The 26,930-nt window shown below is 42.3% G+C and carries 24 protein-coding genes; 10 read left to right on the forward strand and 14 right to left on the reverse strand.

The genetic code is table 11. The features are described from left to right. Positions 1-157 precede the first annotated feature (157 nt). Positions 158-1,462, reverse strand: a complete 1,305-nt coding sequence (locus AC5590_RS21115) for an ABC transporter substrate-binding protein (protein ID WP_169265391.1) — start codon at positions 1,460-1,462, stop codon at positions 158-160. A 316-nt stretch (positions 1,463-1,778) separates the two neighbouring features. Between AC5590_RS21115 and pilM the strand changes: the two genes are divergently transcribed. The 3 genes from pilM (at position 1,779) to AC5590_RS21130 (ending at position 4,579) form a co-directional block, all read left to right on the forward strand. After that, a complete protein-coding gene (gene pilM, locus AC5590_RS21120) occupies positions 1,779-2,897 on the forward strand; it encodes a type IV pilus assembly protein PilM (protein WP_169265392.1) in 1,119 nt (372 codons plus the stop codon). A gap of 156 nt (positions 2,898-3,053) precedes the next feature. Continuing rightward, positions 3,054-3,821, forward strand: coding sequence for a PilN domain-containing protein (locus AC5590_RS21125; RefSeq protein WP_169265393.1), 768 nt, complete (start codon positions 3,054-3,056; stop codon positions 3,819-3,821). After that, positions 3,818-4,579: a pilus assembly protein PilO gene (locus tag AC5590_RS21130; RefSeq protein WP_169265394.1), complete on the forward strand. Its 762-nt coding sequence runs from the start codon at positions 3,818-3,820 to the stop codon at positions 4,577-4,579. Before AC5590_RS21125 ends, AC5590_RS21130 begins: the two co-directional genes overlap by 4 nt. 132 nt (positions 4,580-4,711) lie before the next feature. Here the strand turns inward: AC5590_RS21130 and AC5590_RS21135 are convergent, their stop codons facing one another. The 5 genes from AC5590_RS21135 to AC5590_RS21155 all read right to left on the reverse strand — a co-directional run bounded on the left by AC5590_RS21135 (position 4,712) and on the right by AC5590_RS21155 (position 11,864). Then, positions 4,712-7,513 carry a TonB-dependent siderophore receptor gene (locus AC5590_RS21135; RefSeq protein ID WP_169265395.1) on the reverse strand — a complete coding sequence of 934 codons (2,802 nt, stop codon included), beginning with the start codon at positions 7,511-7,513 and terminating at the stop codon, positions 4,712-4,714. Next, on the reverse strand, positions 7,500-7,658 hold the full coding sequence (locus AC5590_RS21140; protein ID WP_169265396.1) for a hypothetical protein: 159 nt from the start codon (positions 7,656-7,658) through the stop codon (positions 7,500-7,502). Before AC5590_RS21140 ends, AC5590_RS21135 begins: the two co-directional genes overlap by 14 nt. Before the next feature lie 348 nt (positions 7,659-8,006). Then, the gene (locus tag AC5590_RS21145; protein ID WP_348982710.1) at positions 8,007-10,367 is read right to left on the reverse strand and encodes a TonB-dependent siderophore receptor; all 2,361 of its coding nucleotides are present in this window, start codon (positions 10,365-10,367) and stop codon (positions 8,007-8,009) included. Further along, the gene (locus AC5590_RS21150) at positions 10,358-10,771 is read right to left on the reverse strand and encodes a hypothetical protein (RefSeq protein ID WP_246163140.1); all 414 of its coding nucleotides are present in this window, start codon (positions 10,769-10,771) and stop codon (positions 10,358-10,360) included. Before AC5590_RS21150 ends, AC5590_RS21145 begins: the two co-directional genes overlap by 10 nt. Positions 10,772-10,868: 97 nt before the next feature. Then, positions 10,869-11,864 (reverse strand): AraC family transcriptional regulator, encoded by a 996-nt coding sequence (locus AC5590_RS21155; protein ID WP_169265397.1) that lies wholly within the window; start codon positions 11,862-11,864, stop codon positions 10,869-10,871. A 46-nt stretch (positions 11,865-11,910) separates the two neighbouring features. Here AC5590_RS21155 and AC5590_RS21160 point away from each other — a divergent pair, with 46 nt between their 5' ends. Next, complete coding sequence (locus AC5590_RS21160) at positions 11,911-12,093, forward strand: hypothetical protein (protein ID WP_169265398.1); 183 nt, start codon at positions 11,911-11,913, stop codon at positions 12,091-12,093. 68 nt (positions 12,094-12,161) lie between these two features. Here AC5590_RS21160 and AC5590_RS21165 read toward each other — a convergent pair whose 3' ends face one another. The 4 genes from AC5590_RS21165 to cbiT form a co-directional block, all read right to left on the reverse strand. Beyond that, complete coding sequence (locus AC5590_RS21165; RefSeq protein ID WP_169265399.1) at positions 12,162-12,659, reverse strand: GNAT family N-acetyltransferase; 498 nt, start codon at positions 12,657-12,659, stop codon at positions 12,162-12,164. Further along, a complete protein-coding gene (locus tag AC5590_RS21170; protein ID WP_169265400.1) occupies positions 12,646-12,933 on the reverse strand; it encodes a type II toxin-antitoxin system TacA family antitoxin in 288 nt (95 codons plus the stop codon). The genes AC5590_RS21165 and AC5590_RS21170 overlap by 14 nt, the downstream gene beginning before the upstream one ends. Positions 12,934-13,123: 190 nt before the next feature. After that, a complete protein-coding gene (locus tag AC5590_RS21175; protein ID WP_169265429.1) occupies positions 13,124-14,008 on the reverse strand; it encodes a phosphatidate cytidylyltransferase in 885 nt (294 codons plus the stop codon). Between the two features lie 103 nt (positions 14,009-14,111). Next, positions 14,112-14,714, reverse strand: coding sequence for a precorrin-6Y C5,15-methyltransferase subunit CbiT (gene cbiT, locus AC5590_RS21180; protein ID WP_169265401.1), 603 nt, complete (start codon positions 14,712-14,714; stop codon positions 14,112-14,114). A 113-nt stretch (positions 14,715-14,827) separates the two neighbouring features. Between cbiT and AC5590_RS21185 the strand changes: the two genes are divergently transcribed. From AC5590_RS21185 to AC5590_RS21195, 3 genes are all read left to right on the forward strand, one after another. Continuing rightward, complete coding sequence (locus AC5590_RS21185) at positions 14,828-16,354, forward strand: serine/threonine protein kinase (RefSeq protein WP_169265402.1); 1,527 nt, start codon at positions 14,828-14,830, stop codon at positions 16,352-16,354. A 344-nt stretch (positions 16,355-16,698) separates the two neighbouring features. After that, entirely contained in the window at positions 16,699-18,978 is a 2,280-nt protein-coding gene (locus AC5590_RS21190; RefSeq protein ID WP_169265403.1) for an ATP-binding protein, read from the forward strand. Positions 18,979-19,035: 57 nt separating this feature from the next. Continuing rightward, on the forward strand, positions 19,036-19,485 hold the full coding sequence (locus AC5590_RS21195; protein ID WP_169265404.1) for a response regulator: 450 nt from the start codon (positions 19,036-19,038) through the stop codon (positions 19,483-19,485). 28 nt (positions 19,486-19,513) lie between these two features. Here the strand turns inward: AC5590_RS21195 and AC5590_RS21200 are convergent, their stop codons facing one another. Continuing rightward, complete coding sequence (locus AC5590_RS21200; protein WP_169265405.1) at positions 19,514-20,233, reverse strand: winged helix-turn-helix transcriptional regulator; 720 nt, start codon at positions 20,231-20,233, stop codon at positions 19,514-19,516. Between the two features lie 126 nt (positions 20,234-20,359). Here AC5590_RS21200 and AC5590_RS21205 point away from each other — a divergent pair, with 126 nt between their 5' ends. The 3 genes from AC5590_RS21205 to map all read left to right on the forward strand — a co-directional run bounded on the left by AC5590_RS21205 (position 20,360) and on the right by map (position 22,809). Continuing rightward, positions 20,360-20,818, forward strand: a complete 459-nt coding sequence (locus AC5590_RS21205; protein WP_169265406.1) for an ester cyclase — start codon at positions 20,360-20,362, stop codon at positions 20,816-20,818. Positions 20,819-20,882: 64 nt separating this feature from the next. After that, positions 20,883-21,599: an SDR family oxidoreductase gene (locus AC5590_RS21210; RefSeq protein ID WP_169265407.1), complete on the forward strand. Its 717-nt coding sequence runs from the start codon at positions 20,883-20,885 to the stop codon at positions 21,597-21,599. A gap of 382 nt (positions 21,600-21,981) precedes the next feature. Then, a complete protein-coding gene (map, locus tag AC5590_RS21215) occupies positions 21,982-22,809 on the forward strand; it encodes a type I methionyl aminopeptidase (RefSeq protein ID WP_169265408.1) in 828 nt (275 codons plus the stop codon). A 51-nt stretch (positions 22,810-22,860) separates the two neighbouring features. Here the strand turns inward: map and AC5590_RS21220 are convergent, their stop codons facing one another. The 3 genes from AC5590_RS21220 to psb27 all read right to left on the reverse strand — a co-directional run bounded on the left by AC5590_RS21220 (position 22,861) and on the right by psb27 (position 26,674). Next, positions 22,861-24,132 (reverse strand): glycosyltransferase, encoded by a 1,272-nt coding sequence (locus AC5590_RS21220; protein ID WP_169265409.1) that lies wholly within the window; start codon positions 24,130-24,132, stop codon positions 22,861-22,863. A 161-nt stretch (positions 24,133-24,293) separates the two neighbouring features. Next, complete coding sequence (locus tag AC5590_RS21225) at positions 24,294-25,793, reverse strand: family 10 glycosylhydrolase (RefSeq protein ID WP_169265410.1); 1,500 nt, start codon at positions 25,791-25,793, stop codon at positions 24,294-24,296. 482 nt (positions 25,794-26,275) lie between these two features. Beyond that, positions 26,276-26,674, reverse strand: coding sequence for a photosystem II protein Psb27 (gene psb27 / locus AC5590_RS21230; protein WP_169265411.1), 399 nt, complete (start codon positions 26,672-26,674; stop codon positions 26,276-26,278). Positions 26,675-26,930 lie beyond the last annotated feature (256 nt).

The raw sequence follows: 26,930 nt of genomic DNA on the forward strand, positions 1-26,930 counted from the left end.
TTTTAACGGACTTTGGCTATGAGCCTTGAACTTAAGTTCAAGGCGTACTAAAGTCGAGGTGTAAGATCTGAGTCAAACTCGTTTATTGTATTACTTGCGGCAGAGCAGCCCCAAGCGCATTTCCAGGTGGAACCTGGAAACGAGATTGTAATAACTTTTAAGTTCTCGTGCTATTCCACTCTTGTGCTGCATCCTCCACAGCTTTATCTACAGTCTTCTCACCCAGCATAGCCGCTTGCAAGTTCTCGTAAATTGCTTTTTGCAAAAGTTTTATATCCTTGAGCACTGGAGTTAATATCTCTGCCTTTTGCAGTTCTTGCGCACTCATCACTCGCGCCTTATCTAAAGTCGAAGCGTTGGCAGGTGCGTCTTTGAAGTAGCTATCAGCAAGGGACTTCGTTGTGGATGGGAGAACATTCGCGGCTTTGGCAAAACTGAGTTGGTTCTCGTCATTTGTCAGGAACAAGGCGAATTTGAGGGCGGCGTCGGGTTGTTTGCTGTCGCGAGGAATCACAACATTCATGACAGCGACATTTTTCTTGCCAGTTTCACCAGTGACTTGTGGTGCGATCGCAGAAACTTTAGCTATGCTTGGCGCATTTTTATTAATGTTATCCAGAAACTCTCCTCCAGAAAACAGGAACGCTGTTTCTCCAGCTTGGTACAAATCAACAGCACGACGATGTCCTTGTGTCAATGTTTCTTTGGGAATAAGTCCTTTTTTGTATAAGTCTACCCAATACTGAAACGCTGCTTTACCTTGTGGGGAGTTAAATGCTGCTTTACCTTCAGCATCCACTAAAGTTACTCCCATTTGTACCAAGGACTCTAACACCTCTGCAGCATCTTGGGGAACGAAGGTTACAAAAAAGGCATATTTACCAGTTTTGTCCTTAATTTGTTGAGCAGCCTGTGCTAATTCCGCGTAGGTGGCAGGTGCCTTATTGATACCTGCCTGTTTCAATAAATCAGTGTTATAAATGGTTAGTTGCGTGGTGAGGTACCAGGGAATCCCAAAACTCTTGTTATTGAGCGTGCTTGCTTGCCAGATGTTCGGTAAATAGGAGGAACGCACTTGTTTTGGGACTTTTGCATCTAAATCTAACCAGGCATTTCTTCCTGCAAGTTGGGAGGCAAAATCTGGATTGAGGTTCACAACATCAGGCGGTGTTTTTCCTGAAACGGCTGTTAAAATTTTGCTCTGCATTGCCGTCCAAGGCACGTCAACCCAACTCACTTTTATACCAGGGTTTTTTGACTCAAAAGATGTTATCAGGCTTTTAAAGTAGTCAGTAAATTGGGGTTGGAGTTGCATAGTCCAAAATTGAACATTTGCGATTCCTGATGATGCTTGTTTTGTGCTATTACCAACATTGCCTGTACCACAACTAACCATCCAACTGGTTAATACACCGACTAGTGCCCAAATAATTAGTTTTTTGAATTTTTGAATGCTAACCATCGTGCTTGTATTTTATTTAAGTCTATTGGGTTTAAGGTACTTATGAAACAATTGTGGAGATTATAAGCTAAAACAATTTCTTCGTCATGATATCAATCCTTAACAAAAAAGAACTCAGAACTCAGAACTCAGAATGAACTTCTGTACGACTGGGTGATGAGTAGAGGGGTTTAAATAACGAGAGTTAATGGCGGTGTCTACAATTGGTTTGGTGCTGCACCGATCCAAAAGATTGCTGAATTCTGCGTTCTGACAACTGAGTTCTTCTTCAATATCATTTCATTTTTAAATTTGCAATCCAACGAGCAAAACTGTAGTGAAGCTATTCAATAGTTTGTTTGGTAAATTCCAGAAAGGGGTTGGTATAGAACTGTCACCGCAACGTGTGAATTTAGTTCAACTGCGTAAGTTACGTCAAGGTTTGAAACTAGAAACATTAACATCGGTGTCTCTTCCTGAGGGGGTTTTCGTGAATAGTCAAATCGTTGACTCCCCAACAATGGCGCAATTTATTCAGCAAGCGTTAGCTGAAAGTAACATCAAAGCTTCTCGTGTTGCTACTGCTATACCGGGGCGAGAATCAATTATACGCACCATATCTGTGCCAGCGGAGTTAGATGATCAAGAACTACGCCACATGGTACTAAACCACGAAGCAGGTTTGTATTTACCTTTTCCTTGTGAAGAAGCGGATTTAGATTATCAGAAACTTGGGTACTTTGTAGATGATGACGGCATTGAAAAAATACAGATACTGTTAGTCGCTACACGAAAAGAAATTACTGATACATATATAAATACATTTGAACTAGCCGGATTGCGAATCGATGTTCTAGATATTAACATTTTTGCTTTGATTCGCACACTTCGTGAACAACTTCGAGAATTTGGTTCGCAAGAAGCAGTCGTACTCGTAGATATAGAATTTGATTGTACAGAAATAGCGATTATTGTTAACGGAATTCCACACTTTTTGCGTACAGTTCCTATTGGAATAGGTCTCATGCAAACTGTCTTCTCTGAAGCAATGAACTTACCTGTTTCACAAGAGATAGAACTGTTGTATGAAATATCTATTCCTTCAAGTAATATAAATGGAGGAAAAACGGACGCTGATGATGACATTCCTGAAATCAATCTAGGCGTAGTAGCATTGATGAAAGTGTTGGAAGAACTCACTGATGAACTGCGCCGTTCCATTGATTTTTATCTCAACCAAGATGAAAATTTGCAGGTAGCGCAGGTTATGCTGGCTGGACCTGGAGGCGGACTCAGACAACTTGATGATTTTTTGACACAACAATTGAATTTACCAACTTCTCAAATTGATCCAGTAGCAGCTTTGTCATTGCAAATTGATGAAGAGAAATACTCCTTAGTGGAACGTTCTGGATTGGGAATTGTGCTTGGTTTAGGAATGCGAGAGGCAGAATAACAATTCAAAATTCAAAATTCAAAGTTCACAAAAAATAAATATAAGACTCAGATTTTATTTTTGACGAAGCTAGGTACACTTTATGTTCCCTGTTCCCTGTTAAGCGTTCCCTATCTCTACGAGTCAATTCAGAAATAAAACCGGATTCCTATATAAATGTATAATATAGATATTAACTTTCTCAAAAACCGCAAAATTGAGAATAATTTTGAAGAGAAGCAACTAGGAATATCTCTACCTACAGGCAATTTAACACCAGTGTATATAGGACTAGTCGTTGGTCTATTGTTTCCAGCGTTGGTGGGAGTTGGTTGGTGGTTTGTGCAAAGTAAAAATACAGTATTAGAGCAGAACATCGCACAAATGGAACAGGAAAAGAAAAGATTAGAAGTAGAAATAGAAAGTGTTAATAAAATCCAAGTCGAAACAAGTAAAATTAAGCAGGAAACTCAAGCTTTAGTGAGTGTGTTTGACCAAATTCGTCCTTGGTCAGCTATGTTGCAAGATTTGCGCGATCGCATCCCAACAACAGTCCAAATTGATAGTATCAAACAAATCGCACCCACTACACCAACACAAGGACAATCAGCATCCAATCCTGCTGGAAGTTTAGAAATATCTGGGTTTGCTCGTTCCTTTAGCGATGTCAACGATTTCACGTTGACTTTACAACAATCTCGTTTCTTCAAAGCTGCACAAACAAAAATTATCACAGCAGAATTAGTAGATGCACCCATACAACCAGGTACTACATCTGCAACAAGCTTACAAATGAAACCACCCCAAATAGTCAAATACACAATTCAATCTAGTCTGAGTGATATTCCCGCTTCTGAATTCATTCGTGAATTAGAGCAAAAAGGCACAGTAGGACTTGTGACTCGGATTCGCAGTATGCAACAGACAGGAGTCATTCCAAGATGACGGTGGGTGATGATTTCGATTTTGTAGAAGACACGCAATTTGAGACAACTTCCTCAAGTTATCCTGTTGCTTTTGGCATCACCTTAACACCAAAAGTGATCGGTCTTATTTTAGGAGTTTTAGGACTTGCGGGAGCAGCTTATATGCTGATGAATTTCGTGATGCCAGCATGGGATAATTTTCAACAGCAGCAAACAAAACAGAACGAATTACAGCAAAGTATTGACCAAAAGAAAACTTATATTAAACAAATTGACAAAGTTCAACAGGAGCAAGCGCTTGCTAAACAGCAACAAATCCAGGTTTTAGCTTTATTTGCTAACGAGAAAACTTTGGATACTTTACTACTAGATTTGAATCGCTTGGTTGAGTCTAGCAACACTCAAGTTTCTGCTGATGCAGTCAAAGCTAAACTGAAGAAATATGTGCCGACTGGAAAAGCTGAACCCATTACTGATGGTAGTTTTGGTTCATTGGTGAATGGGAAACTAAAACGCAGTAGTATCAATATTGAAATTATCGGAACTTACGAACAAACACAATTGATTTTCCGCAATATAGAGCGGTTACAGCCTTTGTTAATTGTGAAAGACTATCAATCAAGTTTGGTTCCAGAACCCACAACTCAACAGGATAAAGTTATAGTGCGGGGTGTTCAAGCAACACTTATTAGTACATCTTTTCAATTACAGGCATTAATGCCACTGAGTCATGAGGAAGTAGCTGTAGTGAAAGCAGTGAAATCAAATATTAAGTAGTATTTAGCGGCATTTCGCTTATATTCATTGCCGCTTTGAGGCGATCGCGTCGATAATAAAGTGCTGTATCAGTCCGCAAATAATCATCTACTTAAATCCCTTACTCTAAACTTCAAAGCTGAATTATCAACGCTAAAACTTGATGGACACTGAACCTGTAACAGCTAAGGGAGAACCTTGAAGCACATTAGCAGCGTTTCCAACAGACACAACATATCTTGTATCGAATAAGTTCTCAATCCCTAAGCGGAATATGAGGTGATTCACCGTATATGCAGCCCCTAAATCTACCCGCACATAGCTAGGCACTTCAAAAGAATTAGCGCTGTCTCCTTGTCTTTCACTTACATAAATTAGACCACTACTGAGGCTAAGTCCTCTCAAAGCACCTTTAGTAAAGTTATACTTTGCATAAATTCCTAAACTATTGCTAGGAGAATTAATAAACGTGTTCCCGTGCAAGCCTTCGGAATTCTTATTAATTTTAGTATCCAATAGCGTGTAAGCTGCTATCAGGCTCAAGTTATCCGTTACTTTACCTGCTGCTTGCAGTTCTAAGCCGCGACTGCGAACCTCACCAACGAGGATGCTGAAATCTGGATTATTTGGATCAGGTTCTGCAATGTTGGTTTGAGTGAGGTCGAAAAGGGCACCAGTGATGCTGAGTTGATTATTCAGCAGGTTAACTTTGGTGCCAATTTCGTATTGGGTTGCCGTTTTGGGTTCGAGCAAGCTACCATCTGCACGTCTACCATCGTTTGGCTCAGTTGAGCGACTAAAACTGGCGTACACAGAAGCAGAATCTGTGAAATTATAGACTAATCCTACAGTAGGAGAAATAAAAGTTGTCTGTGCATTTGTTTCAACAATTGTGGGATTTGCAGGCTTAAACTTGGACTTAAATGAGCCATAACGTAAACCCGCAAGAACACGAAATTGCCCAAGTTTCATGAAATCTTGTATGTAAATACCATATTGTTTGTTGCTATAAAACTGGTTACCTAAATTAAAGTTAGGAAGTGGTTCGTTAAAAACAGGATTGAGTGGGTCAATAGAACCAACAATCAAATTGCTGATGTTTAAAATTGTGTCAGCTTTGAAGGTATTGTACTCAAAACCGACCAGTTGTTTGTGTTCCGATGCGCCTATTTTGAAATTGCCTCGTAACTCAGCCTTCAAATCTCCTTGAGTATAACTTTCTGTGAGTGGTCGGGTTATAAACCTTAACCTGTCTTGATTAAACACTGCAGCAGAGAAAATATCTAAATCTCGGTTGATGTCAATATACTGACCACTGAGATTGATCGACCAATTTTTGGTTAATGGTTGGTCAATATAGGTACTTACCCGATAGTTATCCCGTTGACTACGATCGCGCGGATCAACGTAGCTGCGATCGTAAAGAAATTTGTTTTTAAAAAACTTGATTCCGGAATTAAAGTTTAGCTCTTGCTGAAAATAATCAGCTTCAAGTGTTACAGAACCACCATTGCCAGTTAACCATGTAAGCGTTGACGCAATTAAAAGACGGTTGTCCTCAACGTTATCGTAAAACGAATCAGCATCTTGAGCCGCTCCTACAAACCGATAAAGCAATGTCTTCTCTGTATTTAGTGGACCTGTAAAATCGACTTCTCCACGGTAGGAATTAAAGCTACCTGCCTGAAAAGTAATATTATTACTTGATGTTGCTTGGGGCTTTTTCGTGATGTAGTTGACCACGCCTCCAGGTGCGCCTGTTCCATACAGCAAGGAAGAAAGTCCTTTGAGAATTTCAATCCGGTCTACATTTGCCAGGTCTCGAATCACAAAACGTCGGCTATCTCGTAAACCATTGATGTAAATTTGTCTGGCAACACTAAAGCCCCGAATCGTAAATTCAGGGACATTACCTCCCTGATTATCATCTGCTTCTGACCCTCTGCTGACACCAGGGATAAAGGGGATCAAGTCTTCTCCACGCTTTGGAGTCGTATCATCGATCAATTCTCTTGTAATTACTCCAATAGAGGCAGGAGTTTCCAGAAGAGGAATATCTAATCTTGTACCAGTGTTCGCGTCAGGTACTCGATACCCATCTTGCTTCCCTGTTACCACCAATTCAATTGGGTTATCCTGTTGTGCGGCTGGCTTATCTTGCTGCGTCTGGGTTGCTGGCTTTTTAGTAGTTTGCGGGGTCTCTGGTTGTGTCATAGTAGCACTTCTGCCCACGCCAAAAACCAACCCGACATTATCATCAAACAACTCAACCACAGGCAAAGCTTTCTCACCAACCACCGTCACCCGCACAGTATTTGCATCAACATTCGTTACTGTTATTTCTATAATCCCCGCAAGGGGTTTTTCGGAACGAAAGGTGAAAGCATCTGGTGAGGGTAATCGCAACTGTCCGCCCGTAATATCGGCAATAAAATTATTACCTGTACTGCGATTAACAACTTGCAGCTGATCCTTTTGGGTTGTTTCTAAGATTACCTCTAAACCTTTGTCTGTGGGATTTGCTTTTACACCTGTAATTAGTACAGTACCTCTGTGTTGCCCCCTTTGCTCTGGAGAGACATTCCTGGGGGCTGGATTCGGGGAGTTGGTTGGTGTTGCTCGCGCCTGTACTAACATAGCTGCACTGGTCGCGGGAAGTTCTATTTCGCTGAGTTGGGGAATATTCTTACTTGGTTTATCCGACTTGACCCGACTGAAAGAATTTGCTATTTGAGATTGGAATTGCCCAGGTTTTCCGGAACTCGAAACAGATACCGGAGATTTGCTCTGGACATCTTTCACTACAAAATTATTTTCTAGAACTTTTCCTACTGTCTGGGTAGAAGGTTGGACTATTCCATTCTCCCGTACTTCCTCACCTTTTGCGGGAGTACCAATTAAAACAATAATCCCGCTTATAAGCAGAAAGCTTTGAAATAGTTTATCTCTTTTCATTTATTACCGTTACCCATCCCTCTCCCAATTGTTTTGGATGTTTCCAGGTAATATCCAAATCATCGGTTAGATCACTGTACTGCTGCGTCTGATCCACTTCTTCAAACAATTCACAAGAGGCTTGGTGTGAGAGTGCGATCGCCATATCAATCTGCCAATTCAGCTAAAATGCTTAAATTAATGATAAATTTAGCATAACCATACAGAGTTTAATTACAAAACTCTCCAGTAAAACAGTTGCAGTTGCAGTGATTGCACCCCAAAACCAAACAGAACTTGTCAATAAGAAAATTTTTACTATAGTGTTATCAGAAAGCTACTTTGGTTGCTAGCGTCCTTGTTGCGTAGGCGCAGGTTGCACTTCCACAAAGCTCAGTGACCGTCGTAGACATCGCTGTTTGGTCAAAGTCACATCTAAGACCACTGGAAAACTAGCGATCGCTTGTTAATCGAATAGCGATCGCCATAAGTTATGAGCAACAAAGTGAGCTAGTTAAAACTCCCAACTGATGGAGCCAGTAATGATAAACGGCTCACCTCTGTTGATATAATTTCTGCCATAGGCGGAACTGGCGTAGTCTATATCAAATAGATTACGGACGTTGAGTGCGGCCTGGAAGCGATCGCGACGGTAGTAAAGGGCTGCATCAGTACGCAAGTAATCCTTTATCTGAAACGAGTTAGCTAAATCACCCTGTCTCTCGCCTACATAAAATAGCCCAAAACCAAATCCTAACCCTTGCAGAGTGCCCTGCTGAATCTGATATGTAGTCCAAAGGCTTGCTTGATTTGTAGGTACATTATTGAGTCGATTACCAACGGGAGTAGTAGTATCCTTGGTGACTTCTGCATCAGTGTAAGCGTAGGCAGCAATCACCTTCCACCCAGGTAGAATCTCACCTGCAACATCTAACTCAATCCCTTGGCTGCGTTGCTCTCCAGTCTGAATCGAAAACACGGGGTTGTTTGGATCGGTCGTTGCCACGTTAGTCTTAGTGAGATGATAAGCCGCTAAAGTTGTGGAGAGCTTACCCTCTAGCCAATCTGCTTTGATGCCAACTTCGTACTGAGTGCCTTTGGTGGGATCAAAGGGTTGAGTAGCGGAATTAAAGAAGGTTTGGGCGCGAAATGAGCGACTGTAGCTGGCATAGAGAGAAATCGTATCACTGGGCTGATAGACTAAACCGATCCGAGGACTAAAAGCTCCAGCATTTCTTTCTGGCTCATCTGTGGTATTTCCCAGTGAGCCAAAATCACCAATTTCAAATGTGCTAGAAACCCAATCATAACGACCACCAATCAGCAGTTTGAAATTTTCAGCAAACGTAACTTGATCCTGAAGATAGATTCCATAGGAACGCACCCGGTTTTGAAATTTGAGAAATGGATCATAAGTTGGCTCTGGAACATCATAATTGGGGTTGTTCAGGTCAAGAAGGGGTAAATTGGTATTAAACAGCCCCTGGTAAGTATCAGTATAATCATTGACATCAAAGCCAATCAGCAGTTGATGGGAAATTGATCCTGTTTTGAACTTGCCTAATAAATCGATTTGTCCGAAGTAGTTATCATAGCCATAGTCCAAATCGTAGGACTCTACTGTGGCAAAGCGATCGCCCGTCACATTGGTTGTATAAGTTTGGGTTTGTATGAGTTTAGAAAGTAGCCCCGCAAAATTATTCCGAACTTGCCAGTTGTCATTAAATTTGTGAGTTAAAGTGTAGCCAAATCTTTGGGCGGACTGTTCGCTATCAGTGAAGTTGGGGTAACTAGTATAGAGATTTCGTGGAGTTAGACGATTATCACTCAGTAGCAAACCACTACTCACAGCAGGATCGGCAACAAATTTAGTGTACTCATAGTACACATTTAACTCTGTATTATCCCTTAGTTCCCAAGTGATTGAGGGTGCTACTGTCACCTCATTCTTCTCGACGAAATCTTGAATATTGCCTTCACCTTTATAACCAGCGATTAAGCGGTACAGTAGATCACGCTTGGTCGTCAATTGGCCTGATAAATCGATAGTTGGTTGGTAGAATCCGTAGTTTCCCACCTCCAACCCAATACTGTAAAAAGGTTGACTCAGGGGTTTTTTCGTGGTGACATTGACAATTCCACCAGGTTCTGTGTCTCCAAAAAGCACAGAAGCGGGGCCTTTCACAACTTCCACTTGCTCAATTGTGCCAATGGGACTGCTGAGGATGTATGTATTAGGCGCATCTCGATAGCGATTGCGAAAGTTACCTGATTGCTCAAATCCTCGGATGAATCTGCTGGATGCGGATGAACCAGCTCGGTTGCCACCATCTATCACACCAGCGACAGTTTCCACTGCTTCCGTTAGGTTTCTCACCTTGCGATCGCGCAATACTTCCTGCGGTACAACCTGAATCGACTGCGGAATATCCCGTAATGGTGTATCTGTCTTCGTTGCAGTACTTGCATTCGGTACTCGATACCCATCCCGTTCCCCCGTCACCACCAACTCAATCGCGTCATCCTGTTGCGCTGCTGGTTGCTGTTGCGGTGCAGGGAGTGCAGGTGTTTGGGGTGGCTGCGTTGCTGTTACCTGTGATACTACCCCAAAAACCAAACCCGCATTATCATCAAATAACTCAACTGTAGGTAAAGCTTTCTCACCCACCACCGTGACTCGCACAGTATTTGCATCAATATTCTGTACTGTTATTTCAGTAATTTCCGCAAGTGGTTTTTCGGAACGAAACGTAAAAGCTTTGCCTGACGGTAAACGCAACTGCCCACCAGATAAATCGGCAATAAAATTATTACCTGTACTGCGATTTGTAACTTGTAGTCGAGTTCCTTGGGTTGTCTCTAAAATTACCTCCACACCTTTGTCTGTAGGATTTGCTTTAATCCCCGTGACGTGATTGCTACAACTGAACCTGGTTGGGTAGGAGGGTTGTTTGGTGTTGGCGACTGTACCAGCATTTGAGCGCTATTAGCGGGAAGTTTGATTTCACTCAGTTGGGAAATATTTTTACTTGCTTCATCCGACTTTGCTCTTTGCGGTAAACTTGCACTTTGAGACCGTTTGAGTTGGGGTTTCCTGGAACGAAGGACACCAACTGGAGATTTGGCGATGACTACGCCCGGCTTCGGCAACGCAAATTCTTTATCTGTAACTGCAACCTTTTCATCTATTTGATCGCTACTTTCTTGTGCCTTTGCTGGTTGAGCTACCAGCACTAATAAAGCACCCATTAAAGATAAGCACTGTAGCTGATTCAACATTGCTCACACCACACTGAAAAATACTCTCAATTACTCTATAACTTTGTTCAGTCCAGAGGAATAGAGTTTTGATCGCTAGACGGAATTTTTTTGATCGCTAGACGGAATTTTTTCGTTGCTTTTTGTATTCTTTGGGATTTAGTCCAAATTTCTCTCGGAATGCAGCCGCAAAATAACCCCGATTAGCAAATCCCACCAGCCGCGAAACTTCCGTCGTACTTATATCTTCCGTTTCCAGTAGTTGGCGGGCTTGTTCTAAGCGATAATCACGCAAGTAGCTAAATACTGTCTTACCAAACACTTGACGAAATTCACGCTTGAGGGTGCATTCGTTTAGTCCTGCTTGCCTTGCCAACTCGCCCAATGAAAGCGGATGATCTAAATTCTGTAATAAAATTTCTCTAGCATGATAGATGCGATCGCGTCGCTCTGGCTCTAAACTAACACTTTGTATTTGCCCTTTGTAAATTTCTGCCTCTTGCTCTAGTACCAATGCCACTACTTCCAGTACTTTTCCTTGCAAACACATCCGTTTAGTAATACCCTGATAGGGACAGCGTAAAATTTGCCACAACATACGCTTCATCATAGGTGTTATACTTCCACAGCGCGTGTAGTGTTCTTGATCGGGTTTACGAATCAAATGGCAAAATTGGGCAGGAAGCTGTCCTTGGAAGTTGCCAATGAAAGAATGTAGCACCTCTGGTTGCATAGAGACTGTTACTTCCAAAACATAATCGCTGTGAACACTATCTATTGTGTCTTTGGGGGCTATGCCGCTACCATAAAGCACGTACTGATGGTCACCCACCTCAGTATATTTATCCTTGTGTTGTCCACAGAGATGGAAGTGAAAATCTAACCAGCTTTCCCGTTCTGGGCGAATAATAAGCAGGCGATTGCACCATCGAGAATTATCAATGTGTAGTTCCAGCCCTTCCCTTAGTATAATTTTTCTTGAATAGCCATGTCCCACAAGCATAGGCGTTAGCTGCACCATATCTAGCTCGTCATCGGGATCTAATTGATAGCAATCTTCAACAGTTTCATCATATAAATCGTCGAAGGCTTCCTCTGAGATGCTGATCGTCAAGTTGCTTCACTTATAAAAAGATTTAATTAAGAAACTATATCATTATTTGCTAATTTCCGAAAACGATACGGCGGGGAAAAAGGCGATCGCTCGCAACTTCCACTATGTATACTTGGGAACAGTCGCAGATCTTCAAAATTATCCAGACTACAAAACATCCGTCTGGGATTTATTTGAATTAGAAAAAGCTGTGTATCAGTTGAAGAAACGATCGCTTGCACTGAAATAGCTGATACCAATAAATCGTTCTGAGGTTCCTCATTCGTCTGTAAATCGCGCCTTGAGGTAGCTTAACCATTACTCAAGCATTTGCTCAATGACTGACAATGGCAAAAATAGTTCTAAAGACGCATCTTCCAAGCTGACAAAACCATAGCCAGAGTAGTAGGTTTTTGCACTTTCATCTTTTGCATCAACAAATAAACCAATGCTTCCCGCATTTTCTGCAACAATTAAGGCACGCTGCATTGCTTCAATCATCAAAACTTCTCCAATTCCTTGTCGCTGATAGGCTTGATCGACTGCTAATCTTGCCAGCTTGACACCAGGAACTTTTGAAGGATATTTCTTAAAAAATTTCGCGCTCAAATTGTCTACGCGCACTTCACACAATGTTAATGTGAAGAAACTAATTATCGCCTCTGGCTGCTCTGTATTAACTAGAACGAAAGTACGGGAAACACCTTTTTGGATATGCTGTCTTGCTGTTTGTTTAAGGAATTGATTTAATGCTTCATTGCCACAGTTAAAGCTATCGCGGTCATGCTGCTTACCTAATAATTCAATGACTATCACTGAAAAATTCCTTGTGCTTTTTCAAGGCTGCTTTTAACTTGGCATTCGGTACAGGAGGATTCTCAATTAGGCTAAATACCGTATCAGCATCATTTTGTGACAAAATAATCACTCGTTCATCTTCTATGATTTTTTTTGCTTCTTTCAACGCTGCCTGAATCATAAACTGATTCAAGGTAGCACCTGATAATTCTGCTGCTCTTTCTAGAGTTTCTTGAATACTCACAGCAATTCTCGCTGTTATCCGAACTGTATTTTTGTGACTATTACACATGGAGATAATCGTGTGATGTTCTCCTAATTTTAACTTATTGGTGTCATTTTGGCACCAATAAGTTACGAGTGGGATTTCGGGAGCATTTAGCACAAACAGCCCATCAATCTCGAACTTCGGTTCCTTGAGTGCGACACAATCAAATCAATACTCGTTTAATAGTAATTCACTTTTGCAAGAAGTTTATTCCCTACTTACCCACCAATGGCAACAACAAAGTCACAAAATAATAAACCAAAGGAGCCGTGAAAATATAACTATCCGTACGATCCAAGATACCTCCATGACCAGGAATTAACTGCCCTGAATCCTTTACCCCAGCATCACGCTTGAGCATAGATTCGGTCAAATCACCCAATAAACTAGCAATACCAATCAGCAAACCTAATGCGACACCAGTAAAAACGAACTTAGGCCAATTGAGATAATATGCTGTGACGACAGCGACGATAACACTGCCAGCAATACCAAAAACCGCTCCTTCGACTGTTTTTTTCGGACTGATATTTGATAAAGGCGTTTTCCCAAAAAATTTCCCAAAAAAGTAAGCACCAATGTCAGCGGCCCAAATACACATAAATGTGAGTGCTGTTCCGGTCAGACCTTGGGGTAATGCGCTAAAATTTCCGTTGACTATATTTGTCCAAATTATGGACAGGTAATCACTCACAGGTAGATTGCTGATAGTCGCACTGTCGAGCGATCGCAACCGCACCCAATAACTCGGCAGATACCCTGTGTAAAATAGTCCTAAAATGGAAGCGGCAATATCCGCTATTGTTGCCATTTTTGGCTGAAACAGCAGGTAAAAACAAATAAAAGTGCCAGCCAGTGGCATTACGGCATCAGCCAAGTTCCGATCTAAAGTGCAAATAATGAGCAAGACTTGACTGACAAACATGGTGGTTTTAGCAGTAGGAGCTATGCCTTTTGCTCGCACCAAATCAAAATATTCTAGTTGACCTAGAAAGACAATAACCGCAAATAAAAGAGTATAAGGCCATCCACCCAAAAGAGTGGCGCTCAAAGCAAGGGCTATTGCAACAATTCCACTAAAAATCCGAGACCAGGGCATGGGCAAAAGAACGAAAAAGTCAAGAGTTAAAAAAGAAAAATGAAGATTGAAGAAATTTTGCATCTTCGTTTCTTCGTACTTCTTTGTTCGATGATTCTGTTTTCTAGTCTAGTTTCTCACCACTGAGAATAAAAATGGGATTAACCGCAGTAAAAGTCGCAGAAGAACCTCGCGTTTCTAAACGGTTCACAGCCGACTGGATGACTTCAACATTTCTCGCTTGCAGTTGGGCAAAGCTTTGAGAAATAGCATACAGACTTTCTAGATTAGCAGCTGTAGCGACAACTCGACCTGAGGGTTGCAAGTAATGCCACGCTGCCTTCATAATTTCTTGAATGGGATGTCCTCCTTCAATACAAACACGATCAGGAGCAAGTTTTAAGTTATGTAAACACTCAGGAGCGCTCCCTTCAATGACTTCGACATTTTTTACCTCAAAGCGATCGCAATTGTGGCGGATCAAGTTGGCGACTTCTTCATCTCGTTCTACAGCAAAGATCTGTCCTCTTGGGCACAGTAACCCCACTTCTATTGGAATCGTTCCTGTACCTGCACCAATATCCCATAACACAGTGTTGGGTAAAAGACGCAGTTGGGCAAGCAACAGCAGTCGAATTTCTCGCTTGCTGAGGGGAATTCCTGGCAAGCGTTCAAATAAATCATCTGGAATACCAGGAGTAATATAAGGCCAAAGTTGGCAGGGCATAGACATATTCACCCATTCGCTTATTCAAAATTAAAAAAAAGATATGTATCTAGCTAGGTTAGGTAAATAGAATAAATAAAAAGGCTTTAAATTTATATCCATAAGTAATCGTAATGAATGCTCAAGTATTAGGCGATCGCTACGAAGTACAGCAGCAATTAGGGAAAAAGACTGGGCGACGGACGCTTTTAGCTCGTGATCTTCTGACAAACGAAATGGTGGTTGTCAAGTTACTGTCTTTTAGCAGTGACTTTGAGTGGGATGATCTCAAGCTGTTTGAGCGAGAAGCTGAAACTCTAAAGAAGATAGCACATCCGTGTATTCCTCGCTATTTAGACTATTTTGAGATAAATTCATCAAATATCAAAGGGTTTGCTCTCGTACAAACTTATATACCAGCACAAACCTTAGAACAATACATCAAAGCTGGACGTACTTTTACAGAACCAGAAGTTAAACAGATAGCTAAAGCACTTTTAAAAATTCTCATCTACTTACACGAGCAAAAACCTCCTACAATCCACCGAGATATTAAGCCTAGTAATATTTTGCTGACAAATCGCTCTGGCAATAGTGTCGGTGAAATCTACTTGGTAGATTTTGGCTCAGTGCAGACTGTAGCCGCAGGTGAAGGCGGGACAATAACTGTAGTCGGAACTTATGGCTACATGCCACAAGAGCAATTTGGTGGACGTACGGTTCCGGCATCTGATCTCTACAGCTTGGGTGCGACTTTAATTTACTTAGTCACGGGGATACAACCAGCAGATTTACCTCAAAAGGACTTACGGATTCAATTTGAGCAAACGGCAATTCTGAGTCCTATTTTAACTGAGTGGTTACGCTGGATGAGCGAACCTAGTTTAGAACGACGGTTAAGTTCTGCGCGTGAAGCACTAGCAGCTTTAGAACATCCACTACTTTTACAACAACAGCACTCAGAAGAAATGCTCCTTACAGACAGGAAGAGAGGGAGTTGGTATTGGGATGGTCAACATTGGATTACTAAAGATCAAGAAGTTTCGCAAAAGCTTAACACCAAAAGTGAGTCTGGACGTCATAGTTTAACCATTAAAATGACGAAACCAGCAGGAAGCAAAATCACACTCAAGCAAGATGAAAATTCTTTTGATCTTCTGATTCCACCAACTGGTTTTCAGCCGTCGATGACGTTCATGGTTTTGTTTGCTATTTCTTGGAATACTTTTATTCTTTTTTGGACAATCTGCGCCCTTGCAGCACCTTTTCCAATAAACATACCCTTTGCTTTATTCTCGCTTCCTTTTTGGGGTGCTGGTTTTCAGATGTTGTCTTCGATTTTATTTCCTTTGTGCAGAAGGACTCGACTTCGTTTAAATCGGGAAAAAATTGCCTTCGTCTGGGATTTTTTTGGCTTGAAATTCAATCGTGTTGCTTCAGCACCAACACAGGATATCACTAAGTTAGTATACTCACCGAAGACCTTTCAAATAGATTCTCAGGGTAAGAGAGTTGACATTTTACCTCAGTTGATAATTTGGGCCGGAGTGCGTAAATATCAGCTTGGTGGTGGTCATGGTCCTATAAAATCTGAACCGGAAATTGAATGGCTTGCTCATGAATTAAGTGATTGGTTGGGTTTACCTTTGACGCAAGAATGAAAATAGTACGAAGTGAGGCAGATCAGGAGTAGATCACAAGCTTCGTACAGTTAATCTTAAACGTTAAGAGTTAAGTGTTCGGGTATTCCCTGTTCCCTATTCCCTGCAATGCATTGCGCCGCCCTGAGCACTTCGATAAACTCAGTGTAAAACTTGTCGTAAGCGCAAGCGCACGCCGTGCCGCAGGCTCAGGACTCAGGGAGCGTGGTCGTTGTGTTCCCTAGCTCAACCAGTTCGCTCATAAACCAAACCAAATTCCTATACTTATGCATTAAAATTTTAAAAAATATAACGTTTAATTGCGGTATCGTAAAAAAATAAGTTTGGTTCTCGTGAGTCAAGCTATGAGCCACTCTGATATTACCCCTACCCAAGCTACTAACCTGATTCACCACGAACCAATTTACCTGCCTACTTCAATTCAGCCTCATGGCGTACTGCTGGGGCTTAGTTCTCAGCTCGAAATTGGATGGCTGAGCAATAATACTCAAGATTTATTAGGTAAACAGCCACGCGAATTACTCAATCAACCCCTCAGCACTCTGCTTAATGCAGAACAAGTCAAAGCTATTGAGCAGTTTTGCCAACACCAGGAAAGTAGCGTTTATTCTTTCAAGCTGTCTATCCAAACTTCAAAGGGTGAGCAATATTTTGATGCGATCGCTCATCGTACGCAAAGTACTGTGATTCTTGAGCTAGAACCAACTGATTCTATCAACCAGATCAGCTTTTTGAACTTCCATGCCTTGGTGCAAGAGGCGATCGCCAAAATGCGAACGACATCGAACCTCACAGATTTTTTGCATCTGGTTGTATCCGAAGTGCAAAAAGTCACAAAATTTGATCGGGTCATGGTCTACCAATTCGATCAAATGGGAGCAGGTTCCGTAGTTGCCGAAGTTAAACGTTCGGATTTATCACCTTATTTGGGACTACACTATCCAGCTACAGATATCCCCCAGCAAGCTAGGGAGTTGTATCAGCGCTGTCTGCTTCGATTCATTCCTGATATGAATGCTCAACCTGTCGAGCTTCTGGCAGTTGAAAATCCCGAAACGCATTCTACACCTGTTGATTTAAACTTGTCTGTACTTCGGAGTACTCATCCTTGCTGTGTTGAATATCATCAAAACATGGGTGTAACAGCTATCCTGGTGATAGCGCTTATTAAGGAACAAAAACTTTGGGGACTCATTTCTTGCCATCATCAAGCACCAAAGCATATTCCTTACGAAGTGCGGAAAATGTGCGAATTTTTAGGACAGATTGTGTCCTTAGAATTAGAACACAAAGTCAATCAGTCTGAATTAGACTATAAAATCAAGCTTCAATCGCTACAGGCAGATTTCATAGAGTCCATATCTAAAGCAGATAACTTTAGAGAAGCGCTTATTTACCCTGAGCCTCGCTTACTGGATATTGTCAATGCTCAAGGAGCTGCAGTTTGTTTAGATAATGACATTACGCTTGTAGGTGCAACACCAACAATTGAGGAAGTTCGCGCCCTTATTGAATGGGTAGACACCCAGATCACTGACAATCTCTTTTCCACGGATTCTCTGCCCAAGCTTTATCCAGAGGCTGTTGCTTTTAAAGATACTGCAAGTGGTTTGCTAGTGTTGCGAATTTCTAAACTTCGGCGCTATTACATCCTTTGGTTTCGTCCTGAAGTTACCCAAACGGTAAACTGGGCAGGTCAACCTAATGAACCAATTCAGGTTAATCCTGATGGTAGCTTTACCCTTTGTCCGCGAGTATCCTTTGAACTGTGGCAAGAAACGGTTCGATTGACTTCGTTCTGTTGGAAATCGTGTGAAGTTGAGAGTGCGATCGCTCTTAGAAATGCAATTGTGGGCATTGTACTTTCTAAGGCAGATGAGTTAGCCAAAATCAATCAAGACTTAGAGCGCAGCAACCGCGATCTCGCTTCTTTTGCCTTCGCCGCTTCTCATGATTTAAAGGAACCTTTGCGGGGCATTTACAACTACTCAAATGTCTTGCTGGAAGATTACGCTCAACTACTGGATGAGGATGGAATGGAGTACCTAAACACCGTGGTATCCTTGTCCGTACGCATGGAAACTCTGATTAATTCACTTCTGAGACTTTCTCTGTTGGGGCAAGGTCAACTGAACCTACAAGCAACTGACCTCAACAACTTGCTTTGTCAAGTAATTGATGTTGTACGTGCTAGCCGAACACCCGCTCAGTTAGATATTCGCATCCCTAGACTAATGCCCACGATTCAATGTGAGCCAGTTCTCGTTAGCGAAGTCTTTAGTAACTTGATTATTAATGCGTTTAAATACAATGATAAGCAAGACAAATGGGTTGAAATTGGTTATTTGGATATTCATCAGCAACCAGAAAAGAGATTGCAACAACTGCAACCGCAAACTTCAGCACCTTATGTCTTTTATGTACAGGATAACGGTATCGGTATTCCAGAACATCACTACCAAACTATTTTCCGACTCTTTAAGCGGCTCCACTCTCAAGAAAAGTATGGTGGAGGTACAGGTGCGGGGTTAGCTATTTCTAAGAAGATTGTTGAGCGTCACGGTGGTCTTATCTGGGTTGAATCGTGTGTTGGTATTGGTTCAGCCTTATACTTCACGCTATAATAGATGAAAATAACATTACAAAATATTTCTTTTTAATACGATTTGTAAAGAAAACCAATGATCACAAAACTCAATGAACCACTGCTGGTTGTTGAGGACAGCAATGAGGATTTTAGGATGCTACAACGCCTAATGCGGCGAATGGCTGTCTCAAACCCCATATATCGCTGTACGAATGGGGATGAGGTTTTAGAGTTTCTCTATAAAGAAGGGAATTATCAAGACCCTGACTTAGCACCAAGACCTTGTGTTATCTTGCTTGACCTCAATTTGCCAGGGATAGATGGTCGTGACATCTTAGAACGGCTGAAGCAAGATAACAGCTTTAGGGAAATCCCCATTATTGTTTTCACCACATCATCTAATCCAAAAGATATCGAACTTTGCTACCAAAAAGGTGCAAACGGCTATCTCATCAAGCCAATGGATACTCAAGAACTGCAAAAGACAGTCCAGGCATTTGTAGGTTACTGGTTGGAGGTAAATACTCGCCCAAGTGTGGGTTAATAGCACAGATCTTATACTAAATATGCTGTCATTTGTGGTAATAAGTGAGACTAGCGAGAGTGGCAACCAACTCCACCGGATCAAACGGTTGGGCTAAATGAACTTGAAACCCCTCTTTAATAACTCGTGAACCCTCCAAATTATTATTGGTTAGCGCTATAGCCGGAATTTTTACGCCTTGCTGGTCTGAAAGATTTCTTACCTGACGAATCAGAGTATAACTGTCTTCGCCTAATGCTCCAATATCAACGACTAGCGCTTGTGGTGGATCTTGAAGCAATTCGAGTGCTGCATTAGCTGATGTAACTGCAATTACGTGGACATTACGTTCTTCAAGCACTGTGCGTAGGCGATAGCGCACCTCAGCCTCAGCCGCCATGACTAATATTCGTAAGCCTTTTAGCCGGAGATAGCCGAACTCGTACTCTGATCTATGGCTCTTACCCCAGTCACACATCAATTCTGTGATTGGTCGAATCGTCTCACCGTATGGTGTGAGCGAGTATTCAACGCGAGGCGGAGTCTCAGGGTAAGTTTCTCGACGAATCAGCCCATCTCGTTCCAGTTCACGTAACTGTTGCGTCAAAACCTTTTGAGTAATTCCAGGAATCAAAAGTTTCAATTCTCCAAACCGCTTTGCATCTCGTCTTAGCCACCACAAGATGACACACTTCCATTTGCCGCCAATCACCTCAAGGGTTACTTGGACAGGGCAAGTATATTCTGTTCCCAACTGTGATGCTCTCATAACAACTTCATTAGTATCTATTTGGTAACTATTGATTGCTTATGGTATCTCTTACCAAGATGGATTCATAGATGACAATGATTACTTGTGCACAGGCTGAACAACCGAAAATATTACGAGGAAATAATGACTGAAGAACTACAAAACATTGAAGTTGCGAAGCGATTCATCAATCAAGGTATCGCCAAGGCTAATATGAAGGTGTTTGATGATATTTTAGATCCGAACATCACAGTTACAACAGGATTAAGTCCCGCCGCATCCATCCAAGGGATAGAGAACTATAAGCAAATCTTCTCCTCATTTGCTGACGCTTGGCCAGTAAAGCACTTTGTCATTGACGATATCTTTGGTGTCAATCACAAAGTTGTGGTCCGGTTTACCGCAACCAGTGTTTTCAAGAAAGACTATTACGATGTAAAAGCAACCAATCAAATAGTACCGCTGAAGGAGGTTCACATACTTACTTTCAGAAACGGAAAGATTGTTGAAAATATCGTTAGTGCTACAAACTTTCCATTTGAATACATTATGTACCCAGTTTTAAAGGATGCTGTGATTGGAAATCTTGAGATAGATATCTGATGCAGCTTGGAAAAGTTCTGGGCAAAGAAATACGTTAACGAAACAGTGAAATAACAGGAGAATTATGGACTTACAAAATAAAGTTGCCATCATCACCGGAGCAAGCAGTGGTATCGGTGAAGCTACTGCTCGTGAATTGGATGCTGCCGGAATGAATCTCGTCCTCACCGCTAGAAGTGAAGACAAACTCAACAAGTTAGCTGCTAGCCTCACTCATGCTACGTTTGTTGCTGGTGAGGTGAGCCATCCAGAATTACCCAAACGTTTATTAGAAGAGGCACTTAGCTCATTTGGTCGAGCAGATGCCCTTGTTAACAATGCTGGGGTGATGGTCGTTGGAACAGTTGAAACCGTTGATATTGAAGCACTTTGCCAGATGGTACGCATCAATGTTGAAGCAGCTTTTCGCATGGCTTATGTTTTTGCAAGGCACTTCAAACAACATGGGAATGGATTTATTGTCAACTTGTCCAGCATTTCAGGGACGACGAACTACCCCACAATGGCAGCTTACTGCGGTAGTAAACATGCCATAGAATCCTTTACCGATTGCTTGCGGTTAGAGTTGGCGGGTTCTGGGGTTGGTGTTGGCTGTGTTGAACCGGGCAAGGTAGCGACGAACCTTTACCAAAACTGGAGTGAAGAGGAAAAGCAAATGGTTGCGATCGAACAACCGCTTGTCGCAGAGGATATCGCCAGAGGAATTCGATTCCTGCTACAGCAACCCAGCAACGTAAATATTGGTCGCCTGCTGATCACACCAGCGAATCAGTCGGCATAACTCATACAAGTAATTTGTACTGCTTGACGCTGGATCACTGAAGAATGCACGCTTTATTGAACCAGCAATGATGCTCTTGGTACAACTGGCTTATGCTCAGAACATGGGTGGAGAGATTGGCTTGAAGTTGCTGCGGCGTTAACGTGTTTGATTTTTGTGAAATTGCCTGCGCGTAGTGCATAAATCTATTGGTTCAGATTCCTGACTTGGAGCCAGAAGTCGGGAATCTTGTTGTTCACGTCAGCTTGTAGGGCTTATGATTGAAAGTCGCTATAGCAAAAAATAAGTTACCTTAGAGATCAAGATACAAGTATTATTTTTCAACAAAGTTAGAAGAAGTCTTAACACACAACAGACAAGGCACAAAAATTATTAATTTCCCATGAACATTCTCAGTAACCTGCTTTTTCAACCAGCTCAAAACAACGGTCAAAAAAGACAACGTAGAGGAATTGAAATAAAATCGCCGCGTGAAATTGACATTATGCGGCAATCAGCAAAAATAGTGGCAACTGTGCTAAAAGAAATTTCTGAGCTGGTCAAGCCAGGTATGACGACCGCTGATTTGGATGCTCATGCGGAAAAACGTATCCGAGAAATGGACGCAACACCAAGTTTTAAGGGATATCATGGCTTTCCTGGTTCAATCTGCTCTAGCATCAACAATGAAGTTGTGCATGGCATTCCTAGCGCAAAAAAAGTTATCCGCACTGGAGATGTTTTAAAAGTTGATACTGGCGCATATTACCAAGGCTTTCATGGTGATTCTTGCATCACAATCGCTGTCGGCGAAGTCACCCCAGAAGCAGCCAGACTGATTCGTGTTGCAGAAGAAACTCTTTTTAAAGGCATTGAACAAGTGAAAGCAGGAAACGACCTGATGGATATTGCTGGGGCAATTGAAGATCATGTCAAAGCAAACAAGTTTGTTGTGGTAGAAGATTTTACTGGACACGGTGTTGGTCGCAACCTACATGAAGAACCCTCGGTTTTTAACTTCCGCACCCGTGAAATGCCTAATGTCAAACTGCGTGCAGGTATGACGCTGGCGATTGAGCCAATTTTGAATGCTGGTTCCAGGTATACACGCATATTATCTGACCGTTGGACAGCTGTAACAGTGGATAATTCTCTATCCGCTCAGTTTGAGCATACTGTGTTGGTGACAGAAACTGGATACGAGATTTTGACTGATCGTACAAAGCTTTAGCTAGCTGTCAACGGTACTGAAGTGTTCAAGAATAAAAGGAACGGAACTTCATTAGGCAATCCTACGTCTTTCTATATCCTGTACAACAGCAACAACGCTTGCGATTCCATCTTCGGCTTGGATTTTTTTCCCCAGATTCGCTGCACGTTGACGCATCGTTTGATCGCTCATAGCCTTTTGAATCGCTTGGGCAAATCGTTCAACCGTTAGTTGCTTACGTGGAATAGGTTCTGGTCCAACACCTAATTCCGCTACGCGGCGTCCCCAAAAGGGTTGATCACCAAAGAAGGGAATAACAATCGTAGGAACACCTGCCCTGAGTCCGGCAGCTGTTGTTCCCGCACCGCCATGATGCACAACAGCCGCGACACGCGGGAAAAGCCATGAATGGGGTATGGAGTCCAAACGATAAACGGTGTCCGGTAAATTTTCTTTATGCAGACCACTCCAGCCAGAGAGTATGATGCCACGTTGCCGCGTTCGTGCCAGGGTTTGCAAGACGAGATTGGCAGTTTCTTCCGGATTCCGATTGCCCATACTCCCAAACCCGATATACACAGGAGGTGAACCGCCTTGCAGGAACTCCATCAGGGCTGAGGGTGGAGTCCAATTAGGTGCTGAATCCAAAAACCAGTAGCCAGTGACATGGGTGTTCTTCCAATCCGATGGCTGGGGAATTATGGATGGGCTGAAACCATAAAGAATTGGATAACGATGTAGACAGGTGGCATTGTATGGGCCAAAAAACGGGGCTACAGGCAAGTTAAGTACCTGCTTTCGTGCTGATGCATCGGCTGTTCGGAACCCCTGCCACATTATCTGCCTAATCAAATGATGGGACAACCAATTAACTGCACTTCCAAACTTGGCAATGGACTGCGCAAACACAACACCAGGAAATGCTTTAGTAGGTGTAAAGGGAAAGACATAGGCTTGAAGCAATGGAAGCCTTAACTTCTGAGCCAGTGAAATACCAATATATAGTCCTCCAACTCCTGTCAACAACATATCCATGCCTTGACAAGCCACTAAACCTTCTTGTGCCCAATTGATCGCTACGCGCTGGGATTCCTTTGCGGTATGGAACATAATGCCAAGGAAATTCCCTTTCTCCAAAAGCTCACGCATTTTCTGGGTTTCAATGATTTGTTGCACATTACCCTGAAAAGCCCAGAAATCCAGACCATGCGAACTAACCAGATCTTCAAAGTTTTCATGGGTCAATACGCGCACAACATGACCCGCTTGTTTTAAACCTTTTCCCAAAGCAACATAAGGTTGAACATCGCCTTGACTTCCTAAAGCAATGATAGCGATACGCATAAATGACACTCTTTTAACTATGGTAGATCCGCACTAGCCCCATCAACCTAATTGGAGTTTAGACTACAAGCTCATGAGAGGTTTGAAAACCGGATTTGGTATCACTTGGGATCCTCCTCTACTATACCGCCAGGTATAGTAGAAGGGATGTCAATCCCTAATTACTGGACGCGGCAGAACTTACGCTGGTTATCATACTGTGGATCTTGCCAAGAAAAAGCAAAATGACTGACTCCCTTGATTTGCGGTGCAAGTTTGCGCAGTGCCTGCATTTGCACTTCCAAGGGAGGACGATTGCTTATTGACGCTCCCCACTGACCGGCTATAGCTGGAATCACCTGGGTACCTGGTTTTGACATGTTCAAAACCCGCTGCACCTGCGCCGCAATACAATCGGCACTAGCACAATTTGCATAGGACATAGGATGCCATTGTATTGTGTTTGGGAATTTATCCCAAGGCTGCAAGCGAGAATCATATCCTTGACCAACCATTTGGTTACCATCAGGAAAAAATACCGCTCCCGCTGGAATACCTTGTTGCTGTGCTGGATAAGCAGCTAAGGCTAAAAAATCTACAATGCCTTGCATGGCGTGAGCAACTGATAACTGCCATAGCTCCAATTGTAGTTGCGGTTGCCTTTGCTCTGGGGGAAGGATTGACTTTTGCTCTTGGGGTGGAGTCCGACCTTGCCATAAGGGTTCTCCTTCTTGAGGATAGAGTTTATCAGCCTCATTTACATCTCCGGGTGTGATATATCCCTTAGCTAAAAAGCGTCTAATTAATTCCAATCCTTTGTAATTTAGTGCTCGTCGGAATAAAGCCTGTTGAGTTGCGTCAGTATACAGCCATAAATCTGTAACTTTGGTGGCGATCGAATCAGTGCCTGCTTGCCGTGGATAGCGTACATAGTCGAAGAGTACCCCATCTGGGCGACGGCGTAGCACTTGCTGTAACATTTGATAGTAGTCTCGTTTGGCTTGCAAGTTGTAGGGATCGATAAAGACCTGAGAGCCGTTATCTACGACGTAGAGGCTGGTTTGACCCTTACCGTTGCGGGCAACTGCCCCTTCTCTATCTGAACGCTGGGCGTAAGTATAGCCAAAATTTGTGGTGAACATCCAAGCGTAAACTTTCAGACCCCGTTCCCGCCCTTTTTGAATAGCTGTGGCGAGCAAATCAGTCTTTTCTGTTCCTGGTGTGCGAATCACAGAAGGCCAAACGGTGGGATTAGCCCCTTTTGGCAGAAGTACTTGACCATCGTAAAAAACTTCCAAATAAACTTCGTTATAACCTCGGTTAACAATCCGATCCATGATTTGGTCAACCATTCCCGGTTGAACATCACAAGGATACAAGCGCAACCAAATTGCTTGCAACTCAGGCCAAGTACGGTTGCGGCATTCTTGCAAAACTTGTGCATTTTGTTGTAACAATTGCTGGTAACGACTTTGTGCCTGTTGATCACCCTTAAGTGCAGACAAACGTAAGTTTTCTTTTTCTTGTGCCTGTGCTTGTGGTAACTGGCAATACTGAGTAACTTGCGCCGCTGCTGGCTGATTTTTGAAAAAGGGAATCAGCAAACTACTGCTAAAAATCAGAGCAGCAAGCAGGCGTTGCCAAAAAAATATTGTTGCAACATTCAAAGGACGGTTGGACATACGTACAAGTAGAAAGACAAAACAGCCATCAATCCCAACGGACGTTACGTAGGATAATTTGTATCAAATTCTATTATTGATAAATAGGGGCTTTGAAGCCCAGATGGTATAGACTGCCAAACCCCTATTTCTGTTGCCGAATTTTGTGATTCAGTTTAAGTAACACGAAATTTTCATACAACGTCTTGAGAAACAGACTGTTTGTTATATTCAGAGCAAGAATCCTATGGTATCTACAAGATTTGACGATGCAAAATTTTAAAATTACAAAAAATCAAAAGACTCTTTTGACTATAAATATGTGGTAAAATTCTTACTAGTATAGAGTAAAAGTTCAGCACTCAAGACTTTAAAATCTGGACTTATGAGTCAGCTGAGTTTTGTTTTACAGGCTTACTTCAGGGATATTTTTATCATCTTTTTGGCTAATATCCCACCGCTATAACGGTGCTCCGTTTAGTGGTGGGAATTACGCCCAATACTTAAGCACCACGCTTTAACGCCACTTCTACCCGCTCAAACTCCTGCTCTAATCGGTCTTTGAGTTTTTGTGGCACGGGACGATTTGGATAAGAACTATAGTGTCCGGCTAGGGAGTTAAGGGCGGTTCGCATGGTTGTAAAGGAAGCCAAACCAGCAACAGAGTCATCTCGCTGATAGCGAGCTGCAAAATCATTAATTTTCTTACGCGCTTGTGCTTGAAGTGATACTCTATCTGGAGAATCTTGTGGTAAGTCTATAGTAGTCCTCAAAGTATTTACGACAGCTAGGGTATCTTGGCGGTAATCTCCTGTTAAAGTAGCCGGAGTGTTGTTACAGCCCATCAAACCAACGACGACAAGCAAAACTAGGGCAAGCAGACGTGACCAATAGCGCTTCATAAACATTAAAGTGAAACAATACCTAAATCAACGTCCATCGTATCCTGGATTGGTATCTTGGGGATCATCTGATCGGGAGATGGACGAGTGTAGGAGTATGCGAAATAAGGAGTTATATCAAATCCTGTTGATTGCACGCAGTTCCCACAAACCTTCACCCTTAATTTATAATGTTTATGGGTTTTTTATACCATGTGCATTTACCCGGATTTGATATTAAGGAGTGTGGGAGTGAGGGAAAAGACTGATTTCGCAT

This window comes from Brasilonema octagenarum UFV-OR1, from assembly GCF_963888615.1.
GTDB classification, from domain to species: domain Bacteria; phylum Cyanobacteriota; class Cyanobacteriia; order Cyanobacteriales; family Nostocaceae; genus Brasilonema; species Brasilonema sennae.

Bases quoted from the DNA above. Each gene is read 5' to 3' on its own strand.
- AC5590_RS21115 (WP_169265391.1), bottom strand. From the start codon at position 1,462: ATGGTTAGCATTCAAAAATTCAAAAAACTAATTATTTGGGCACTAGTC.
- AC5590_RS21125 (WP_169265393.1), top strand. From the start codon at position 3,054: ATGTATAATATAGATATTAACTTTCTCAAAAACCGCAAAATTGAGAAT.
- AC5590_RS21130 (WP_169265394.1), top strand. From the start codon at position 3,818: ATGACGGTGGGTGATGATTTCGATTTTGTAGAAGACACGCAATTTGAG.
- AC5590_RS21135 (WP_169265395.1), bottom strand. From the start codon at position 7,513: ATGAAAAGAGATAAACTATTTCAAAGCTTTCTGCTTATAAGCGGGATT.
- AC5590_RS21140 (WP_169265396.1), bottom strand. From the start codon at position 7,658: ATGGCGATCGCACTCTCACACCAAGCCTCTTGTGAATTGTTTGAAGAA.
- AC5590_RS21150 (WP_246163140.1), bottom strand. From the start codon at position 10,771: ATGTTGAATCAGCTACAGTGCTTATCTTTAATGGGTGCTTTATTAGTG.
- AC5590_RS21170 (WP_169265400.1), bottom strand. From the start codon at position 12,933: ATGTGTAATAGTCACAAAAATACAGTTCGGATAACAGCGAGAATTGCT.
- AC5590_RS21175 (WP_169265429.1), bottom strand. From the start codon at position 14,008: ATGCCCTGGTCTCGGATTTTTAGTGGAATTGTTGCAATAGCCCTTGCT.
- cbiT (WP_169265401.1), bottom strand. From the start codon at position 14,714: ATGCCCTGCCAACTTTGGCCTTATATTACTCCTGGTATTCCAGATGAT.
- AC5590_RS21185 (WP_169265402.1), top strand. From the start codon at position 14,828: ATGAATGCTCAAGTATTAGGCGATCGCTACGAAGTACAGCAGCAATTA.
- AC5590_RS21190 (WP_169265403.1), top strand. From the start codon at position 16,699: ATGAGCCACTCTGATATTACCCCTACCCAAGCTACTAACCTGATTCAC.
- AC5590_RS21195 (WP_169265404.1), top strand. From the start codon at position 19,036: ATGATCACAAAACTCAATGAACCACTGCTGGTTGTTGAGGACAGCAAT.
- AC5590_RS21200 (WP_169265405.1), bottom strand. From the start codon at position 20,233: ATGAGAGCATCACAGTTGGGAACAGAATATACTTGCCCTGTCCAAGTA.
- AC5590_RS21205 (WP_169265406.1), top strand. From the start codon at position 20,360: ATGACTGAAGAACTACAAAACATTGAAGTTGCGAAGCGATTCATCAAT.
- AC5590_RS21210 (WP_169265407.1), top strand. From the start codon at position 20,883: ATGGACTTACAAAATAAAGTTGCCATCATCACCGGAGCAAGCAGTGGT.
- map (WP_169265408.1), top strand. From the start codon at position 21,982: ATGAACATTCTCAGTAACCTGCTTTTTCAACCAGCTCAAAACAACGGT.
- AC5590_RS21220 (WP_169265409.1), bottom strand. From the start codon at position 24,132: ATGCGTATCGCTATCATTGCTTTAGGAAGTCAAGGCGATGTTCAACCT.
- AC5590_RS21225 (WP_169265410.1), bottom strand. From the start codon at position 25,793: ATGTCCAACCGTCCTTTGAATGTTGCAACAATATTTTTTTGGCAACGC.
- psb27 (WP_169265411.1), bottom strand. From the start codon at position 26,674: ATGAAGCGCTATTGGTCACGTCTGCTTGCCCTAGTTTTGCTTGTCGTC.